This is a genomic window from Streptomyces sp. NRRL F-5727 (genome assembly GCF_000719555.1).
In the GTDB taxonomy this organism is placed as follows: domain Bacteria; phylum Actinomycetota; class Actinomycetes; order Streptomycetales; family Streptomycetaceae; genus Streptomyces.
Window position 1 is genome coordinate 23,275 of record NZ_JOGX01000067.1, and the last position, 18,127, is coordinate 41,401.

Genomic DNA, 18,127 nt, shown 5'->3' on the forward strand with positions numbered 1-18,127 from the left:
GCGGACCCGCCGTCGGGCCGCGGACCCGCCGTCGGCCGTGGCCCCGCCCGCCCTCAGCCGTACACGCCGACGAGGAAGCCGAGCAGCAGCAGCGAGCAGCCGACCTCGACCGCTCCCACCACCGGGACCCGGATCCCCCGGCCGGGGAGGACGGCGGCGCGGGCGAGGTAGACCGCGAAGGGCACGGCGAGCCACGGGTCGAGCAGGGTCGCCGCCACCAGCGCCACCGCGTGGTAGGCGACCGAACCCCTCCGGTACGCCGCCGAGTTCCGCTCGCGGATCATGGTCTTCACGTACGGGACGGTGCCGGCGAAGTACAGCAGGCAGGCCGCCGCGGGGGCGAGGCCGTCGGCGGTCGCGCCGCCGCCGAGGCGCAGCGCGACGAGGAGCATCCCGCAGGCGGGGACGACGGCCGCGAGACCGTTGACGAGCGCCCGTTCCCGGTTGCGGCGGGCGAAGACGACGTTCACCGCGAGGAAGGGCGCCATCAGGGCGGCCGCGACACCGAGCCAGGGTGCGGCGATCAGCAGGGGCAGGCCGAGGGCGGCCGTCGCGCCGGCGAGGACCAGCGCGGGGCGCAGGTGGCGTGCGGCTGCCCGGGGGTTGCGGGAGGCGTGTCGGAGCCGTACCCACTGCTCGATGTGGAAGACGGCGCAGTAGCCGAGCAACCACGCGAGGAGGAGAGGGAGTTGGAGCCAGGTCGGGGAGCCGGTGAGGACTCCCGCCAGGACGGGCACGACGAGCATGGCCCAGGCTCCGTGCTGGTTCGGTATCCACCGTCGGAGAGTGCTCACCGGGCCAGCCTCACACACCGGTCCCCGGGACGAATGCGGGACTTGGTCACCCCCGTTCGGGACCATCGGCCCCCCTTCCGGGTGTCTCGCCCGGCCTAGGCTCAAGCTGCTGAACCGCTTCGTCGTGAAGGAGCCTGACGTGCCGCAGGAGCAGCCGGACGCCGCCGAGATCCTCCTCCGGGCGGGGAGGTTCTTCTCCCGCGCCGAGGTCTCCGAGGACCTGCGGACGGTGCACCGCACCGGCGGTCGCGAGGGCGAGTCGTTCTACCGGGACCGCTGGAGCCACGACAAGGTCGTGTACTCCACCCACGGCGTCAACTGCACCGGTTCGTGCCGGTGGAAGGTGTACGTCAAGGACGGGATCATCACCTGGGAGACCCAGGCCACCGACTATCCGTCCGTCGGCCCCGACCGGCCCGAGTACGAGCCGCGCGGCTGCCCCCGGGGCGCCTCCTTCTCCTGGTACAGCTACTCCCCCACCCGGGTCCGGCACCCCATGGTCCGGGGCGCCCTGCTCGCGATGTACCGGGAGGCGAAGAAGCGCCTGAAGGACCCGGTGCTCGCCTGGGCGGACATCCAGCGCGACCCGGTGCGCCGCCGCACCTACCAGCAGGCCCGCGGCAAGGGCGGTCTGGTGCGGGCGAGCTGGGAGGAGGCGGTGGAGATCGCCGCCGCCGCGCACGTCCACGCCATCGGGGAGCACGGCCCGGACCGGGTGGCCGGCTTCTCGCCGATCCCGGCGATGTCGATGGCCTCGCACGCGGCCGGCGCCCGCTTCCACTCCCTCATCGGCGCGCCCATGCTCTCCTTCTACGACTGGTACGCGGACCTGCCGGTGGCCTCCCCGCAGGTCTTCGGCGACCAGACGGACGTGCCCGAGTCGGGCGACTGGTGGGACGCCGCCTATCTGCTGATGTGGGGCTCGAACGTGCCGGTGACGCGCACGCCGGACGCCCACTGGATGACGGAGGCCCGCTACCGGGGCCAGAAGGTCGTCACCGTCTCCCCCGACTTCGCCGACAACACCAAGTTCGCCGACGAGTGGATGCACCCGCACCCGGGGACGGACGGGGCGCTGGCCCTGGCCATGGGGCACGTGGTCCTGAAGGAGTTCTTCGTCGACCGGGAGACGCCGTTCTTCGCGGAGTACGTGCGGACCTACACCGATCTGCCGTTCCTGGTGACGCTGACGGAGACCGAACGGGGCCTGGTCCCCGGGAAGTTCGTGACCGCCGCCGACCTCGGCCACGACGTCGAGAACGCCGAGTGGAAGACCGTCCTCGTCGACGACGCGACCGGCGAGCCCGTCGTCCCGAACGGCACCCTCGGGCACCGCTGGGGCACCGACGGCGAGCCCGACTGGAATCTCGACCTCGGCGGGGTGCGCCCCCGGCTGTCCCTGCTGGAGGAAGGGGAGGCCGCCGAGGTGGTGCTGCCGCGCTTCGACGAGGAGGGCGAGGTGCTGCGCCGGGGCGTCCCGGTGCGGCGGCTGGGCGACCGCCTGGTGACCACCGTGTACGACCTGCTGCTCGCCCAGTACGGGGTCGGGCGGCCCGGCCTGCCGGGCGCCTGGCCGGAGTCGTACGAGGACGCCTCGCAGCCCGGCACGCCCGCCTGGCAGGAGACGCTGACCTCCGTCCCGGCCGCGCAAGCCGCCCGGGTCGCGCGGGAGTTCGCGGACACGGCCGAGCGCTCGCGGGGCCGCTGCATGATCCTGATGGGCGCGGGCACCAACCACTGGTTCCACTCCGAGACGATCTACCGGGCCTTCCTCGCGCTGCTGACGCTCACCGGCTGCCAGGGGCGCAACGGCGGCGGCTGGGGCCACTACGTCGGCCAGGAGAAGTGCCGGCCGGTGACCGGCTGGGCGACCCTCGCGAGCGCCTCCGACTGGGGCCGGCCGCCCCGGCACATGATCGGCGCGGGCTGGTTCTACCTCCACACCGACCAGTGGCGGTACGACACCCTGCCGGCCGAGTCGCTGGCGTCGCCGCTCGGCGCGGGCCGTTTCGCGGGCATGACGGGCGCCGACTGCCTGGCCGCGTCGGCGCGGATGGGCTGGATGCCCTCGTACCCGACCTTCGACCGCAACCCGCTGGAGCTCGGCGCCCAGGACGACCCGGTCGCCGACACCGTACGGGCGCTGAAGGACGGGACGCTCGGCTTCGCCGGGGAGGACCCGGACGCGCCGGGGAACTGGCCGCGGGTGCTCAACGTGTGGCGGGCCAACCTCCTCGGCTCCTCCTCCAAGGGCAACGAGTACTTCCTCAAGCACCTCCTCGGCACCCACTCCAACCTCCCGGAGGACGGGCCGCGCTGTTCGCCGAGGGACGTGCGGTGGCGGGAGGAGGACGTCGAGGGCAAGCTCGACCTGCTGCTCGCCATGGACTTCCGGATGACGTCCACGACCCTGCTGTCCGACGTCGTCCTGCCGGCCGCCACCTGGTACGAGAAGCACGACCTGTCCTCCACCGACATGCACCCCTTCCTGCACGCCTTCACCCCGGCCGTGGACCCGCCCTGGCAGGCCCGCTCCGACTACGACGCCTTCCTCGCCCTCGCCCGCCGCTTCGGCGAGCTCGCGAAGGAGCACCTGGGGGTCAGGAAGGACCTGGTGGCGACCGCGCTCCAGCACGACACCCCGGGCGGCGAGATGGCCCAGCCCGGCGGGGTGGCGCTCGACTGGTCGAAGGGCGAGTGCGAGCCGGTCCCGGGACGCACGATGTACAACCTGACGGTCGTCGAGCGGGACTACGGGGCCGTCGGCGAGAAGTTCGCGGCGCTCGGCCCGCTGATCGACCGGCTCGGTGTGACGACGAAGGCGATCACCTACGACGTCGACGAGGAGATCGCCTACCTCGGCGCCAAGAACGGCCTGGTCAGGGGTGGGATCGCGGACGGCCGGCCGCGGCTGGACACCGCGCGGCGGGCCTGTGAGGCGATCCTCGCCCTCTCCGGCACGTCGAACGGGCGGCTCGCCACCCAGGGCTTCGAGAAGCTGGAGCGGCGCACCGGACAGGAGATGGCCCATCTGGCCGCCGAGGCCGAGGGCAAGCGGATCACCTTCGCCGACACCCAGGCCCGGCCCGTCCCCGTCATCACCTCGCCCGAGTGGTCGGGCAGCGAGTCCGGCGGCCGCCGCTACACCGCCTTCACCGTCAACACGGAGCACCTCAAGCCCTGGCACACGCTCACCGGCCGCCAGCACTTCTTCCTCGACCACGACTGGATGCACGAGGTCGGCGAGGCGCTGCCCGTCTACAAGCCGCCGCTGGACATGCACCGGCTGTACGGGGAGCCGGAGCTGGGGACCGTCGAGGAGGTGCTGCCCGAAGGGCTTCCGCAGAGGGGTGGTGGCGGGCGACGGGCGGGCGGGAGGCAGGTGGCCGTCCGGTATCTCACCCCGCACAACAAGTGGGCCATCCACTCCCAGTACCAGGACAACCTGTACATGATGACGCTCGGCCGGGGCGGGCAGACGATCTGGATGTCCCCGCAGGACGCCGAGGCCATCGGGGTGAGGGACAACGACTGGATCGAGGCGGTCAACCGCAACGGCGTGGTCACCGCCCGCGCGATCGTCTCGCACAAGATGCCGGCCGGCACGGTCTACATGAACCACGCCCAGGAGCGCACGGTCGGCGTCCCGAAGACCGAGAAGACCGGCCGCCGGGGCGGCATCCACAACTCGCTGACGCGCGTGATGCTCAAGCCGACCCATCTCGTCGGCGGCTACGCCCAGTTGACCTGGGCCTTCAACTACCTGGGCCCGACCGGGAACCAGCGCGACGAGGTGACGGTGATCCGCCGCCGCGACCAGAGGGTGGAGTACTGAGATGCGGGTCATGGCGCAGGTCGCGATGGTCATGAACCTCGACAAGTGCATCGGCTGCCACACCTGTTCGGTCACCTGCAAGCAGGCATGGACCAACCGGCAGGGCACCGAGTACGTCTGGTTCAACAACGTCGAGACGCTTCCCGGGCAGGGCTATCCGCGCCGCTGGGAGGACCAGGAGCGGTGGAAGGGCGGCTGGGAGCGGACGCGGTCCGGGCGGCTGCGGCTGCGGGCCGGCGGGCGGCTGAAGCGGCTCGGGCAGATCTTCGCCAACCCGGAGCTTCCGGAGCTCGACGACTACTACCAGCCGTGGACCTACGAGTACAGGAACCTCACCGACGCCCCCGCCGGTGACGACCTGCCGGTCGCCCGGCCCGTCTCCCAGGTCACCGGCGAACCCCTCGACAAGGTCGAGTGGGGCCCCAACTGGGACGACAACCTCGGCGGCGCGCCCGAGCACGGGCCGAAGGACCCGCTGGTCGAGAAGGTGCGGCAGCAGGTCGGCGAGCGGATCCGCTTCGAGTTCGAGCAGAGCTTCATGTTCTACCTGCCCCGGATCTGCGAGCACTGCCTCAACCCGGCGTGCGTCTCCGCCTGCCCGTCCGGCGCCATGTACAAGCGCGAGGAGGACGGCATCGTCCTCGTCGACCAGGAGCAGTGCCGGGGATGGCGGATGTGCGTCACCGGCTGCCCGTACAAGAAGGTCTACTTCAACCACGCCACCGGCAAGGCCGAGAAGTGCACGTTCTGCTTCCCGCGCGTGGAGGTCGGCATGCCGACGGTCTGCTCCGAGACCTGCGTGGGCCGGATGCGCTACCTGGGCGTGCTGCTCTACGACGCCGACAGGGTCGCCGAGGCGGCGGCCGTCGAGGACGAACACGACCTCTACCCGGCCCAGTTGGAGTGCTTCCTCGACCCGCACGACCCGGCGGTGGCCGCCGCCGCGAAGGCGTCCGGGATCACCGAGGAGTGGCTGGACGCGGCCCGCCGCTCCCCCGTCCACGACCTGATCGCCACCTACCAGGTCGCGCTGCCGCTCCACCCGGAGTACCGCACGATGCCGATGGTCTGGTACGTGCCGCCGCTCTCCCCCGTGGTCGACGCGGTGGCCGCCACCGGAAGCGACGGCGAGGACGCCGGGAACCTCTTCGGCGCGATCGACGCGCTGCGGATCCCGGTGGAGTACCTGGCGGAGCTGCTGACCGCCGGGGACACCGTGCCTGTGGAGGCGGTGCTGCGCCGGATGGCCGCCATGCGCTCCTACATGCGGGCGGTCAACCTCGGCGAGGACAGGGACGAGACCGTCGCGGAGGCGGTCGGACTGACCGGGCAGGAGATGGAGGACATGTTCCGGCTGCTCGCCGTCGCCAAGTACGAGGACCGGTACGTGGTCCCGACGGCCGCCCGCGCCGACGCGGACGCGCTCGCCGACAGCCATCCCCTGGAGGAGGGCTGCCCGGTCGCCGGCCAGGCGGGCGGCGGCGGCGGCCGGGTCCTGCTCAACCTGGGCCGCACGAGGAGCAGTTCATGACCCCGGACACGGTGGTACGGATGGCGGCGGCGCGCTGCCTGACCTACCCGGACGAGCGGCTGTACGAGGAGGTACCGCTGCTGCGGCGGGCCCTGGGCGGGGCTCCGTCCGGGCTCGCGGACTTCCTCGGCCACGTGGAGGGGACCGGGCTCCTGGACCTCGCCGCGCACTACACGGACACCTTCGACACCCGCAACCGCCGCTGCCTCTACCTCACCTGGTGGACGGACGGCGACACCCGGCGCCGCGGCCTCTCCCTGGTCCGGATCAAGCGGACCTACCGCGAGCACGGCCTGGAGTTCGACAGCGACGAGCTGCCCGACTTCCTGCCCGCCGCCCTGGAGTTCGCCGCCCTCCACGAGGAGCCCGGCACCGCCCTGCTCCAGGAGCACCGGGCCGGTCTGGAGCTGCTGCGGCTGGCGCTGGCCGATGCCGGGACGCCGTACGCCGGTGTGCTGGAGGCCGTCTGCGGCACCCTGCCCGGGCCCTCGCCCCGGACGAAGGAGGAGGCGAAGGCGCTGGCCCGGTCGGGGCCGCCGCGCGAGCTCGTCGGACTCGAACCCCTCGGGCCCGGTGTGGAACTGCCCTGGCCGACCCTCCCCCGCACCGAAAGGACCCCGGTCTGATGGATCTGCTGCTGTGGGGCGTGCTGCCCTACGTCTCGGTGGCCCTGCTCGTCGCGGGCACGGTCTGGCGCGGGCGCTACGACCGCTTCGGCATCACCACCCACTCGTCCCAGCTGCACGAGTCGCGGCTGCTGCGGATCGGCTCGCCGCTCTTCCACTTCGGGATGCTGTTCGTCGTCCTCGGGCACGTGGTCGGGCTGCTGATCCCGATGGAGTGGACGGACGCGCTCGGGATCAGCGACCACGCCTACCACCTGGTGGCGGTCTCCACCGGGGCGGTCGCGGGGGCCGCGGCCGCCGTCGGCATCGGGATCCTGGTGTACCGGCGGCTGCGGGTGCCGGCGGTGCGGAAGGCCACCCTGAAGAGCGACCACCTCATGTACGCGGTGCTGCTGGGGGCGATGGCCCTCGGCATCCTCGCCACCGTCCTCAACTCGACGGGCGCGACGGACGGGTACAACTACCGCGAGGGCGTCTCGGTCTGGTTCCGGTCGCTGTTCGCGCTCCGCCCGGACTGGGCGCTGATGGCGGGCGCGCCGGCGGCGTTCAGGCTGCACGTCCTCTTCGGCTTCGCGCTCTTCGCGCTGATCCCGTACTCGCGTCTCGTCCACATGTTCGCGGTGCCGCTGCGGTACCTGTTCCGCCCGTTCGTCGTCTACCGGCGGCGGCGCCCCGGCCGGATCGCGAACCGGGCGCCGAAGCGGGGCTGGGAGCGGGTCTGACCGCGCCGCCCGTCAGGCGGGCGCGGTCGGGCGGCGCGCCGCCGGGGGCGCGGCGGCGAGCGCGGCGGGCCGGGCGGGCACCCGCCGCCCCGCGATGCGGCAGCCGAGGCAGTCCGGGTGCCCGGTCCGGGCCGTGGCGTCGCGGACGCGCCAGTCCCACTGGGCGGCGGGGCGGGGCCCGGAGGGCTTGCCCCAGCCGGCGAGGTGCAGCAGCCAGGTGGTGAGGGCGGCGGCGACGAGCAGCGCGGCGCCGGCCGCCGCGGTCCGGGCGGAGCCGAGGCAGAGGGCCGCGCCGAGGGCGGCGCAGCCGAGGGTGGCGAGGGCGGTTCCGGTCCAGCCGGCCAGGGTGTGGCCGAGGTCGACGTCGCCGTGGGCGCTCACGGAGGCTCCCTGAGGGGGTGAGGGCAGGCAGGATGAGGGTGTCGAGGCTCGCCGAGATCATTTATCTCACGAGCCAAGTATCTTAGACACTAAGGAGTATCGGGGTGCAGGGCAAGAGCCGGCCGCCGGCCACCGCCGCCGAGGCGATCTCGCGCATGGACACCTACGTGGCGCTCGGCCTGATCGGGCAGCAGGAGGTGGCCCAGGCGCTCGGCCTGAACGTGACCGACCTCACCTGCCTCGGCCATGTGCTCGGCGCCGCCGCCGAACCGCTCTCCGCCGGCGACCTCGCCGAGCGGGCCAACCTCACCACCGGCGCGGTGACCGGCGTCCTCAACCGGCTGGAGAAGGCCGGATACGCCCACCGGGTCCCCGACCCGGCCGACCGCCGCCGGGTCCGCGTGGTCGCCGACCCGGCCGCGGTCGTCCGCCTGACGGAGCTGTACCAGCCCTTCTACGACCGCCTCGGCGAGCTCTTCGCCCGCTACACCCCCGAGGAGACCGCCGTGATCGCGGACTGGTTCACCCACGCAGCCGAAGCCGCCCGCGCCCACCTCGACGCCCTCCGCGGCCCCACCGGCTAGCTGTACTGACCTGCAGCGTTGTTGGCGCGGCTGAGGGGCGGCCGGCTCCGGGACACCCGCTTGGGGGTGCGTCACGGGCGCGCGGCGGCGGGGCGCCGGAGCATGGGGGCATGCCGATCTCCGCCGCCCAGCGCGCCGCCGCCCTCCTCACCGCCTCCGCCGTCCTCTGCCTGACCGGCTGCTCGGACGACTCCGGCGACGGGACCCCCGCGGCCTCCCGCCCCACCGGCACCGGCGGCCTCTCGGCGCTGACGGAGCAACAGCTGGAGTGGGACACCTGCCCGCCCCCGTCCGCGTCGGAGGGCGGCGGCTCGGCACCGTCGCCGCTGCCGGACGGCACGGAATGGGAGTGCGCCTTCCTGCGGACGCCGCTCGACTGGTCGCAGCCGGAGGGCGAGACGATCGAACTGGCCCTGATCCGCGCGCGGGCCGACGACAACGCCCGCCGCATCGGCTCGCTGATCTTCAACTTCGGCGGCCCGGGCGGGTCCGGCGTCACCGCCCTGCCCGGCTTCGCCCCCGACTACGAGTCCCTCCGCACCCGCTACGACCTGGTCTCCTTCGACCCGCGCGGCGTCGGCCGCAGCGAGCCGGTGGAGTGCGCCACGGACAAGGAGCTGGACGCCTACTACGCGCTGGACTTCACGCCCGACGACCCGGCGGAGGAGCGGACGCTGTCCGACGCGCAGAAGGCGTACGCGGCGGGCTGCGAGAAGGACGCGGGCCCGGTCCTGCCGCACGTCGGCACGGAGAGCGCGGCCCGCGACATGGATCTGCTGCGCCAGGTCCTCGGCGACGACAAGCTGCACTACTTCGGCATCTCGTACGGCACGGAGCTCGGCGGCGTCTACGCCCACCTCTTCCCCGAGCGGGTGGGCCGGGCGGTGTTCGACGCGGTGGTGGACCCGGACGCGGGCGTCGAGGAGGGCGCGCTGGGCCAGGCGAAGGGCTTCCAGCTGGCGCTGGACAACTTCGCGCAGGACTGTGTGGACCGGGGCGACGAGTGCGCCCTGCCGGGCGCGACGGTCGCGGAGGTCGAGGAGGGCGTCACCGACCTCCTCGCCGCGCTCGACAAGAACCCGATCCCCGGCATCGGCAGCCGGAAGCTGACCCAGACCCAGGCGACCAACGGCATCGCCCAGGCGCTGTACTCGAAGGAGTTCTGGCCGTATCTGGAGCAGGGCCTGGAGGCGGCGGACGGCGGCGACGGCGCCCTGCTGCTCGCCCTCTCCGACTCCATGAACGGGCGCGGCGAGAACGGCGGTTACAGCAACATCCAGGCCGCCAACGCCGCCATCAACTGCGTGGACTTCAAGGAGCGCTACACCCTCGGCCAGGCCAAGGAGCGGCTGCCGCAGTTCCGCGAGGCGTCGCCGGTCTTCGGCGACTTCATGGGCTGGGCGCTGTCGAGCTGTTCGCAGTGGCCGGTGCCGGGCGCCTGGGACCACCCGGACGTGTCGGCGCCCGGCGCGGCGCCGATCCTGGTGGTCGGCAACACCGGCGACCCGGCGACCCCGTACGAGGGCGCCCGCGCGATGGTGCAGGCACTCGGCAAGGGCGTCGGCGTGGAGCTGACGTACGAGGGCGAGGGCCACGGCGCCTACAACGGCGGCAGCGCCTGCGTGAAGAAGGCCGTCGACGGCTACCTCCTGGACGGCAGGGTCCCCGCCACGGGCACCGTCTGCAAGTAGCCGAACCCGAGCCCCCTAGGCCCTGTCGTCACACTCCCGCCTGCCCCGCGACGCCATGCACGCGCTCTCGCCGCACCGGGCACAAGCCCGAGTACGTCCAGTACGAGCGCTTGCGCCCGGCACGCCGAGAGCACGCACCTGACGCCGCAGGGCCGCCCTTCGGGCGACGGCGGGCGTGTGACGACAGGGCCTAGGATGACGGGCCAGTCTCGAACCCGGGGGGTTTCCCATGTCCATACGCCGGCGTCTGACGGTCCTCGCCCTCGGCGGAGTGCTGGTCACCGGCTGCACGAGCACGGGCTCCCCGCCCGCGGCCCAGCCCTCGACCCCGTCCGCGGCCCCCACCTCGGCCGCCCCGACGCCCTCGGACGCCAAGCCCTCCCCCGCCTCCGGTCTCCCCGCCTCCCTCACCGGCCAGCGGCCGGACTGGCAGCGCTGCGACGACTGGGGCGGCGACTGGCGCTGCGCCACCGTGAACGTGCCGCTGGACCACGCGAAGCCGTCGGGCGCCACCCTCCCCGTCGCCCTGATACGCAAGGAGGCGACCGACCCGAAGCGACGGATCGGTTCGCTGCTCTTCAACTTCGGCGGGCCGGGCGGCTCCGGGGTGGACATGCTGCCGGAGCTCTCCGGGGAGTACGAGGAGCTGGGCGAGCGGTACGACCTCGTGAGCTTCGACCCGCGCGGGGTGAGCCGCAGCTCCGGCGTCGTCTGCCGCACCGACGCCGAGCAGGCGGCGGCCGAGACCCGCGTCGACTCCACCCCGGACACGCCCGCCGAGGAGGCCGCCTACCTGAAGGACGCGACGGACTTCGGCGCCGGCTGCGCCCGCCGCTCCGGCCGGGTGATCCCGTACACCACCACCACGGCCACCGCCCGCGACCTGGACCTGATCCGGCACGTCCTCGGCGACGCCAAGCTGCACTACTTCGGCATCTCCTACGGCACCCAGCTCGGCGGCACCTACGCCCACCTCTTCCCGCGGAACGTGGGCCGGCTGGTCCTGGACGCGGTCGTCGACCCGACCGCCGACAGCGCGGGCCACGCCCGGCACCAGACGATCGGCTTCCAGCGGGCCCTGGACAACTACGCCAAGAGCACCGGCCAGACCCCGGCGGCCGCCACCGCCCGGATCACCACGCTGCTCGCCGCGCTCGACCGGCGGCCGCTGACGGTCGGCGACCGGCGCCTCACCGAGGGCCTCGCGGTCACCGGCGTCGCGGTGACCCTCTACTCCGAGCAGAGCTGGCCGCTGCTCACCCAGGCGCTGCGGGCGGCCGAGTCCGGCGACGGCGCCCCGCTGCTGCGGCTCGCGGACTCCTACAACGACCGGGACGCGCAGGGACGTTACGCCACCCAGTCGCACTCCCAGCGGGCGATCTCCTGCGCGGACTCCAGCGAGCGTCCGACCGCCGCGCAGGCGAAGGCGCTGCTGCCGGAGTTCCGCCGCCTCTCCCCCGTCTTCGGCGCCTTCCTCGCCTGGGACACCGCCGGCTGGTGCGCCGGCTGGCCGGTGAAGGGCGAGGCCAAGACCCCGGCGGCCTCCGCGCCGGGCGCGGCCCCGGTGCTGGTCGTGGGCACCACGGGCGACCCGGCGACCCCGTACGAGGGCGCCGAGCGGATGGCGAAGGAGCTGGGCGAGGGCGTCGGCGTCCTGGTCACCAACAAGGGCGAGGGGCACGGCGCGTACGGCACCTCGGAGTGCGTGACGGAGACGGTCGACGCCTACCTGCTCGACGGGAAGGTGCCCGCGTACGGCACGACCTGCGGGTAGCGCGGACGTGCGAAGGCCCCGGACCGGCAAGCGGTCCGGGGCCTTCGTCACGGTCGACTAGTAGACCGGCTTCTCGGGCTCGATCTGGTGGACCCAGCCGATCACGCCGCCGCCGACGTGCACCGCGTCCGCGAAGCCCGCGGACTTGAGCACGGCGAGGACTTCCGCACTGCGGACACCCGTCTTGCAGTGCAGGACGATCTTCTTGTCCTGCGGGAGGTCCTGGAGGGCGTTGCCCATCAGGAACTCGTTCTTCGGGATCAGACGGGCGCCGGGGATCGAGACGATCTCGTACTCGTTCGGCTCGCGGACGTCGATGATGTCGATGTTCTCGCCCTCGTCGATCCACTCCTTGAGCTGCTTCGGAGTGATCGTGGAGCCGAGCGCCGCCTCCTGGGCCTCCTCGGACACGACGCCGCAGAACGCCTCGTAGTCGATGAGCTCGGTGACCGTCGGGTTCTCGCCGCAGACCGCGCAGTTCGGGTCCTTGCGGACCTTCACCTGGCGGTACTGCATCTCCAGGGCGTCGTAGATCATCAGACGGCCGACGAGCGGCTCGCCGACACCGGCGAGGACCTTGATGGCCTCGGTGACCTGGATGGAGCCGATGGACGCGCAGAGCACGCCCAGGACGCCGCCCTCGGCGCAGGACGGGACCATGCCCGGCGGCGGGGGCTCCGGGTAGAGGCAGCGGTAGCAGGGACCGTGCTCGGACCAGAAGACCGACGCCTGGCCGTCGAACCGGTAGATCGAGCCCCAGACGTACGGCTTGTTCAGCAGCACGCAGGCGTCGTTCACCAGGTAGCGGGTGGCGAAGTTGTCGGTGCCGTCGACGATCAGGTCGTACTGGCTGAAGATGTCCATCACGTTGTCGGCTTCGAGCCGCTCCTCGTGCAGGACCACGTTCACGTACGGGTTGATGCCGAGCACGCTGTCGCGCGCCGACTCGGCCTTGGAGCGGCCGATGTCGGCCTGGCTGTGGATGATCTGGCGCTGGAGGTTCGACTCGTCGACCTCGTCGAACTCCACGATGCCGAGGGTGCCGACACCGGCCGCGGCCAGGTACATGAGCGCCGGCGACCCGAGGCCGCCGGCGCCGACGGCCAGCACCTTCGCGTTCTTCAGCCGCTTCTGCCCGTCCATGCCCACGTCGGGGATGATCAGGTGGCGGGAGTACCTGCGGACCTCGTCTACGGTGAGCTCGGCGGCCGGCTCGACCAGGGGTGGCAGCGACACGGGGACTCCGGTTGTCGGTATGTCAGTACGGTTGTTCTCCCCGTAACACTGCCACGCCCCTTCTCATTCCGAGACACCCGGTCCGATCCGCGAGACGATTTCGTCCCAGTAGCCGGGCAGCGAGTGAAATGGCGCGTTCTGTCCCGGTGCTCCGCCGGGACCTCCGCTGCGGTCGGTGAAGAAGATCGTGCCGGCGCCCTGCCAGCGGGCGATCCGCAGCGCCTCGTCGAGGTGGGTGCGCGGCACCCCGTGGACGAGGTGGGCGAACTTCCCCTCCGGATACTCGGCCGTCCACTCCGCCACCTGCGACCAGCGGTACTCCGCCCAGGCGCCGGAGAAGGTCACCAGCTGGTCCGCCGCCTCCGCGTAGCCGGGGTACGGGTGGCTGCCGTGACCGAGGACGAGGTGGGCGTCGCCGCCGAGGAGCGCCGACAGGGTGGCGGTGACCCTTCTCACTCCGGGCAGGTCCGTCCGGTCCGTGGGACAGCGGTCCAGATAGAAGCCGCCGACCCGGTACCAGTCGAGGTACCGCTGCGCCTGCGAGACCAGCTCGCCGAAGGGGCGGGAGCCGTGCGCCAGGTCCAGGTGGCCGAGCACCCGCACGCCCGCGTGCCGCAGCCGGCCGGCGGTCTCCAGGCAGTGCGGGTCGGGGCGGCTGCCGGGGCCGTCGGCGACGTTGAGCACCGCCCAGTGCACCGGGGTCCCGGGGCGGGTCAGTTCGGCCCACTCGACCGGGGCGAGCAGCGGGTGGGCGTAGCCGGGAGCGCCCACCCCGAGCGCCCGGACCGTGCCCGTGGCGGTCAGATGCGACACGCCGCCTCCATCCAGATGTCGGCGAGCGACTCCTCCAGGTTGATCCGGGGGCGCCAGCCGAGCCGGTCGCGGGCGGTGCGGACGTCGGCCTGCTGCCAGGGACCGCAGCCGTCGGGGTACGGGAAGGGCGCGGCGGCCAGCTGTTCGGCGATGGTCGCCTCGGTGCGCGGGGGGCCGATGACGGGCCGCTGCGGGATGCCGTGCGGGGCGTCCACCTCGTGGAGGTTGCCCGCGTAGCCGGCGACCCGGGCGAGGACGGCGGCGGCGTCCCGGAGCCGGACGGCCCGTCCGGTGCCGATGTTGACGACGCCCTGCGCGGCGGAGAGGGAGGCCGCGTGCACGGCGCGGGCCACGTCCCGGACGTCCACGAAGTCCCGCTGCACGCCGAGGCCGCTGAGCTTGAGCTCGCCGTCCCCGGCCTGCATGGCCCGGCGCATCGCCTCGGCGAGCCGGCCGAGCGGGGAGCCGGCGGGGGTGCCGGGGCCGACCGGGGAGAAGACCCGGAGCACGACGGCGTCGAGCCCGGAGCCGAGGACGAGTTCGGTGGCGGCGAGCTTGGAGACGCCGTACGGGCCTCCCGGGCGCGGCACGGCGTCCTCGGCGGTGGAGGAGCCGGGCTGGCTGGGCCCGTACTCGGAGGCGCAGCCGACCTGGACGAGCCGGGCGCCGCAGCCGCTGCGGCGCAGGGCCTCGCAGACGGTGGCGACGGCGACGGTGTTGTGCCGGGTCAGGTCGCGGGCGCCGCCCCGGGTGGCGCCCGCGCAGTTGACGACCACGCCGGGGTGGACGGCGTCCAGGAAGCGGGTGAGCGCGCCGGGGCTGCCGGTGGCGAGGTCGAAGCGGACGTCGGCGTCGTCGCCGCGGCCGAGGGCGGTGAGGTGGACGGCCGGGTCGGCGAGCAGCCGGTCGGCGACGAAGCGGCCGATGAATCCGTTGGCTCCGAGCAGTAGCACCCTCATCGTGCGGCCCCTTCGTGCCGACCGGCCGGTGCTGGGGAGAGAGGGGTCATGGTCTGGGTTCTCCTTGCGGGGTGATGAGAGAGAGGGGCCGTGCGCCCGCGGCGTCGGCTCCGCGGGTGCCCGGGGTCAGGGGGTGGTGTGGGCCGAGGCCCGGGCGAGGGCGCCGGTCGCGTGGGCCAGCAGGCCGAGCGCGGCGGCGCCGCAGACGAGGGCGGGGAGGGCTCCGGGTCCCCAGGCGCCGACGAGGGTCCGTACGGGGACGGCGAGCGCGTCGAAGCCGGGGAGCGGGAGCCGGGCGGCCAGCACGCTCGCGAGGCCGAGGGCTTCGGCGGCGCAGGCGGCGGCGAGGGCGGCGGCGGCGGTCTCGGGGTGTCCGTGGACGGTGAGCAGCCGGGCGAGGAGGAGCAGGGCGCCGAGGGCGAGGGCGCCGGCGGTGAGGCCGGTGAGCGCCAGCAGGGCGGTGAGGGCGGCGAGGTGGAGGAGGACGGCGGCGAGCAGCCACGCGCGCGTGGCGGCGGCGAAGTCGGCGAGGCCGCGGCTGGCGGCGATGCGCCGACGGGCCCGGCCGGCGAAGAGGTGGGCGCACCAGGCGGCGGGCGCGACGGCGAGCGCGAGACCGAGGAGCGGCGCGGGGGCGAGGGTCCAGGCGCCGTCGGGTCCACCGCCGAGCACCTGCTCCAGGAGGCCGTCGCCGGCGACGGCGTACGCGAGGAGCCACAGGGTCCAGAGCCGGGCGGCGGGCACGGGGGCGGCGGCGCGCAGCGGTCCGCGCCGGACGGCGAGGACGAGCGCGCCGGCGAGCGCGAGCGCCCCGGCGGTCGCGGCGGCGACCCGGGCGGCCCCGTCGAGGTGGAGCAGGGCGGGCACCAGGAGCGCGGCGGCGGCGCCGGGGGCGAGCGCGGCGAGCGCCCACGGGGCGCGGGGCTCGGGGGCGTGCTCGGCGGGCGCGGGTTCCAGGTGGCCGCGGGGTACGCGCGCGTACAGCTCCTCGGCGAGCGAGAAGACGTCCCGGTGCCGGTAGCGGGCGGCGGTCCGGTCGGTGAAGCCCTGCGCTTCGAGCCCGGCGGCGATCTCCATCGGGTCGACGGCGCGGGCGCACAGCTCCCGGTGCCGGTGCATGAGCACCTTGACGGGGTCTCCGGCGGTGCGCCGCGGGGGCTTGGCGGCGGGTGGCGGTTCGGCGGGCGCGGGCGCCTCGCCCCAGGCGGCCCCGGGGCCGGGCGCGACGGCACCGCCGGGGGCGGGGGCAGAGGCGGGCGGCGCGGCAGGCACGGGGGCGCTTCCGGCCTCCGGCTCGTGCGGCTCGTCCGGCTCCTGCGGCTCCGCCGCTTCCGGCTGTTCCGCGTGGGGCTCGGACTCGGGCTCGGCCTCGTCCGCCTCGTCCGCCTCGGCGGCGGGGGCGGGTGCCGGGTCGGCGGCGGGGTGGCGGGGCGGGCCGAAGGCGGAGAGGAGGTCGTCGAGGGCGGACGCGCCGGGGGCGGGGTCCGGCGAGGCGGGCCGGGGGTCCCCGTGGAGGTCGAGGGTGGGGAGCGCGCCGGCGGGCCCCGCGGCTATGGCGGGGGGCGCGGGTTCCGCGTCCACCGCGGGGGCGCCGAGGAGAGCCTCGGAGCGTGCGTCCCAGGCTCCGGGGCTCGTCGGGGCGGCGGGGCCGCGCATGGGGGTGCCTCCTTCAGGCATCGGGGGCTCCTCTGTCCGCGGCGACGGCCTTCGGCGCCCAGCCGCCGGCGAGGTGCGCCTCGGCGGGGTGGGCGAAGGGCACGTCGGACCCGGCACGGTGGCGTACCGGCGCGTGGGAGAGGAGTTCCAGGTAGATGCCGCGGAACGCGGCGAGGTTCTGCTCGACGGTGAAGAGTTCCAGCGCGCGGGCGCGGGCGGCGGCGCCGAGCCGGTGGCGGCGCTCGGGGTCGCGCAGCAGCGCGAGGCAGGCGTCGGCGAGCGCCCGGGGGTTGCGCGGGGGGACCACGAGCCCGGTGCCGCCGATGATCTCGACGACCGCGCCGACGTCGGTGGAGACGGTGGCGCGGGCGCAGAACATGGCCTCGACGAGGCTGGCGGGGAAGCCCTCGACGGTGCTGGAGAGGACGACGACGGCGGCGGAGGCGTAGACGTCCTCCAGGGTGGGGGCCTCGGGTCCGCCGAGCTCCTCGAAGGAGACGGGGTTCTCGCCGACGGCGTGGGCGCCGGGGGCCTCGTCGGGGAAGAGCTGGGCGGCGAGCGCGGCGCACTGGGCGAGATAGGCGCAGTGGTCGCCGCCCGGTTCGGCCTCGCCGCCGTCGGCGGGGACGGAGACGATCCGCAGCCGGGCGTCGGGCCGGTGGGCGCGCAGTTCGGCGAAGGCGTGGAGGAGGGCGACGAGGTCCTTGGCGGGTTCGACCCGGCCGATCCACACGAGGGTGCCGGGCTCGCCGCTCTCCTCGTCCTCGCCGACCTCGGCGAAGCGTTCGGCGGGCATCCCGGGGTGGACGGTGCGGACCCGGTCCCGGTCGGCGCCGAGCCTCTCCTGCCAGCGGCGGGCGTGGGCGTTGCCGGGGGTGAGGAGGGCGGCCTGGCGGTACGTCTCGCCGGCGAGGCGGCCGTGGAGGGCGGCGAGCAGGGTGCGCAGCGCGGTGGAGCGGTCGCCGGCCTCCGCGTCGAGGTAGTGGGAGCGCAGGCCGACGCCGTACTCGGTGACGAGGAGCGGGGTGCCGAAGAAGCGTTTGGCCAGCAGGCCGGGGAGCGCGACGGGTCCGCCGGCGGTGGCGTGGCAGAGGTCGGCGGCGCCGAGGGCGGTCTCGTCGTACCAGTCGAGGGAGAGGGGGCGCAGGGCCCGCTCCAGGTGGTCGGCGAAGGCGAGGTGGTCGTGGAGTCCGGCCGCGGCGGCGGCGCGGCGGGCGCCGGGGGCGCGGCAGGCGGTCTCCAGGAGGCGGACGGCGTCGTCGGAGCGGAGCGCGGCGGGCAGTCCGCCGCGGTCGCGGGCGAGGTCGGCGAGGGCGCCGAGGCCGGTGGCGAAGGAGTCGGCGGGGTCGCCGCCGGCGGGGTGGGCGGGGTCGGTCTCGGCGGTGAGGCCGGTGGCGAGGGCGTGGAAGCCCTCGGCGAAGCGGCGGCGGTCGCGGCGGCCGTAGGCGCGGCGGCCGCCGCGCTCGGGCGGGCCGGCGGGGAGGGCGCCCTCGCCGGTGGCGGGGAGGGGCCGGGTGTTGGGGGG

The 18,127-nt window shown here is 74.4% G+C and carries 14 protein-coding genes; 7 read left to right on the top strand and 7 right to left on the bottom strand.

Annotation, left to right across the window (positions count from 1 at the left end):
* Positions 1 to 53: 53 nt before the first annotated feature.
* Positions 54 to 794, bottom strand: a complete 741-nt coding sequence (locus IF73_RS0131345) for a YwiC-like family protein (protein ID WP_037881107.1) — start codon at positions 792 to 794, stop codon at positions 54 to 56.
* A gap of 139 nt (positions 795 to 933) precedes the next feature.
* Between IF73_RS0131345 and IF73_RS0131350 the strand changes: the two genes are divergently transcribed.
* Genes IF73_RS0131350 through narI form a run of 4 tightly spaced genes read left to right on the top strand, consistent with a single transcriptional unit; the run spans position 934 to position 7,508 of the window.
* Positions 934 to 4,629, top strand: coding sequence for a nitrate reductase subunit alpha (locus tag IF73_RS0131350; RefSeq protein ID WP_031013898.1), 3,696 nt, complete (start codon positions 934 to 936; stop codon positions 4,627 to 4,629).
* Between the two features lies 1 nt (position 4,630).
* On the top strand, positions 4,631 to 6,160 hold the full coding sequence (gene narH, locus IF73_RS0131355) for a nitrate reductase subunit beta (protein ID WP_031013899.1): 1,530 nt from the start codon (positions 4,631 to 4,633) through the stop codon (positions 6,158 to 6,160).
* Positions 6,157 to 6,786 (top strand): nitrate reductase molybdenum cofactor assembly chaperone, encoded by a 630-nt coding sequence (narJ, locus tag IF73_RS0131360; protein WP_031013900.1) that lies wholly within the window; start codon positions 6,157 to 6,159, stop codon positions 6,784 to 6,786. The genes narH and narJ overlap by 4 nt, the downstream gene beginning before the upstream one ends.
* Complete coding sequence (gene narI / locus IF73_RS0131365) at positions 6,786 to 7,508, top strand: respiratory nitrate reductase subunit gamma (protein WP_031013901.1); 723 nt, start codon at positions 6,786 to 6,788, stop codon at positions 7,506 to 7,508. Before narJ ends, narI begins: the two co-directional genes overlap by 1 nt.
* 12 nt (positions 7,509 to 7,520) lie before the next feature.
* Here the strand turns inward: narI and IF73_RS0131370 are convergent, their stop codons facing one another.
* Positions 7,521 to 7,889, bottom strand: a complete 369-nt coding sequence (locus IF73_RS0131370) for an HGxxPAAW family protein (protein ID WP_031013902.1) — start codon at positions 7,887 to 7,889, stop codon at positions 7,521 to 7,523.
* A 104-nt stretch (positions 7,890 to 7,993) separates the two neighbouring features.
* Between IF73_RS0131370 and IF73_RS0131375 the strand changes: the two genes are divergently transcribed.
* From IF73_RS0131375 to IF73_RS0131385, 3 genes are all read left to right on the top strand, one after another.
* On the top strand, positions 7,994 to 8,473 hold the full coding sequence (locus IF73_RS0131375) for a MarR family transcriptional regulator (protein ID WP_031013903.1): 480 nt from the start codon (positions 7,994 to 7,996) through the stop codon (positions 8,471 to 8,473).
* Between the two features lie 110 nt (positions 8,474 to 8,583).
* Positions 8,584 to 10,164, top strand: coding sequence for an alpha/beta hydrolase (locus IF73_RS0131380; RefSeq protein WP_031013904.1), 1,581 nt, complete (start codon positions 8,584 to 8,586; stop codon positions 10,162 to 10,164).
* 229 nt (positions 10,165 to 10,393) lie between these two features.
* Positions 10,394 to 11,938 carry an alpha/beta hydrolase gene (locus IF73_RS0131385; protein ID WP_031013905.1) on the top strand — a complete coding sequence of 515 codons (1,545 nt, stop codon included), beginning with the start codon at positions 10,394 to 10,396 and terminating at the stop codon, positions 11,936 to 11,938.
* 57 nt (positions 11,939 to 11,995) lie between these two features.
* On the opposite strand, the gene moeZ is transcribed toward IF73_RS0131385, so the two are convergent.
* From moeZ to IF73_RS0131410, 5 genes are all read right to left on the bottom strand, one after another.
* Positions 11,996 to 13,174, bottom strand: coding sequence for an adenylyltransferase/sulfurtransferase MoeZ (gene moeZ, locus IF73_RS0131390; RefSeq protein ID WP_031013906.1), 1,179 nt, complete (start codon positions 13,172 to 13,174; stop codon positions 11,996 to 11,998).
* 63 nt (positions 13,175 to 13,237) lie between these two features.
* Positions 13,238 to 13,987 (bottom strand): spherulation-specific family 4 protein, encoded by a 750-nt coding sequence (locus IF73_RS0131395; RefSeq protein ID WP_031013907.1) that lies wholly within the window; start codon positions 13,985 to 13,987, stop codon positions 13,238 to 13,240.
* Positions 13,975 to 14,946 (bottom strand): NAD-dependent epimerase/dehydratase family protein, encoded by a 972-nt coding sequence (locus IF73_RS0131400; protein ID WP_031013908.1) that lies wholly within the window; start codon positions 14,944 to 14,946, stop codon positions 13,975 to 13,977. The genes IF73_RS0131395 and IF73_RS0131400 overlap by 13 nt, the downstream gene beginning before the upstream one ends.
* A 126-nt stretch (positions 14,947 to 15,072) precedes the next feature.
* Complete coding sequence (locus IF73_RS42335) at positions 15,073 to 16,623, bottom strand: hypothetical protein (RefSeq protein WP_234338397.1); 1,551 nt, start codon at positions 16,621 to 16,623, stop codon at positions 15,073 to 15,075.
* Positions 16,616 to 18,127: glycosyltransferase (locus tag IF73_RS0131410; protein ID WP_078868364.1), on the bottom strand; the 1,512-nt coding region annotated here is incomplete at its 5' end. The genes IF73_RS0131410 and IF73_RS42335, both read right to left, overlap by 8 nt.